Raw genomic sequence first — 1073 nt, forward strand, 5'->3', positions numbered from 1 at the left:
CCCCAAGGTTTGTTATTGGTGTTTTGGTTACCAAACAAACGTGGAAAGACTTGATAGATGGTATGTTTTTTATTGTACATGGTTATAATTCCTTAACTTCCATCATGTTATGTAGGGATGAGGCGAGTAGGCTAGCGTAAATATCAGGCTAGTTACTCATCCTTCAATCAAGAATTAAGGGCGTAGTTTTTCAACCTTGTCATCATCATTGAAAATTGCATTCACTTACCTCTTTATCGTCGGCTTGTCGATGTGGTTTTATCCAAGCTCAAGCGTGATGTTGGCGTTGTATCTGTTGGTGAGTGTTAGCACCTACTTGGCTTACCCTAAAGATAAGCGAGCGGCAATCAAAGGGGAGTGGCGAGTACCAGAGAAAACGTTGCATTTACTGGCATTATTTGGTGGTTGGTTAGGGGCTTTGATTGCTCAGCAGCAGTTTCGACATAAGACTCAGAAGCAGCCATTCAAAACCGTGTTCTTTATGTGTATCGGTCTGAATATCTTGGCCTTTGTCTGGACGTTAACACCTCATGGACAAGCTATTGTGGCATTGCCGCATGAGATGCTTTCTAGTTGGCTATAAACGGGTTCGTATTATCGAATGTGCTTAGATCATTGGTACGGTTGAAACCAAAAGTAACAATGCCATTGCGTAGTTAAAGCCTTTGATACGCAGTGGCGTGGTCAGCCAGTGTTGCAGTTGCTTTCCTGCTGCAGTCCAAAAGGTGACTGATGGAAGGTTAGCAAGGGTAAAGATGGCCGCGATGATGGCCAATTCAATCCAAGAGCTGCCTGTGCTATAAACTGAAATCGCTGTTAATGCCATTGACCAGCCTTTTGGGTTTACCCATTGGAAGCTCGCAGCTGCCAGAAATGACATCGGCTTGTAGCTCTCTTTCTCTTCTGCTTTACCGCTCGTCGCAATCTTAATCGCTAAATAAACGAGATAAGCCAAGCTCAGGTATTTCAACACTTGATGAATAATAGGGAAGCTGTGGAACAAGCCCATCAGGCCAAAGCCGACCAATAACAGCATAACGGCAAAGCCGAGCGCGATCCCAAGCATGTGTGGA

At 44.5% G+C, this 1073-nt stretch carries 2 protein-coding genes; one reads left to right on the forward strand and one right to left on the reverse strand.

Annotated elements, in window-relative coordinates:
* The first annotated feature begins 250 nt into the window (after window positions 1-250).
* Window positions 251-583 (forward strand): DUF1294 domain-containing protein, encoded by a 333-nt coding sequence (locus tag KIV40_RS29935; RefSeq protein ID WP_285352907.1) that lies wholly within the window; start codon window positions 251-253, stop codon window positions 581-583.
* A gap of 24 nt (window positions 584-607) precedes the next feature.
* Here the strand turns inward: KIV40_RS29935 and KIV40_RS29940 are convergent.
* On the reverse strand, window positions 608-1073 hold a 466-nt coding region (locus tag KIV40_RS29940), incomplete at its 5' end, for a LysE family translocator (RefSeq protein WP_285352906.1).

This window comes from Vibrio sp. D173a (assembly GCF_030248475.1).

Excerpts from the sequence above, each read along its gene's own strand:
- KIV40_RS29935 (WP_285352907.1), top strand. The coding sequence starts at position 251 with ATGTGGTTTTATCCAAGCTCAAGCGTGATGTTGGCGTTGTATCTGTTG.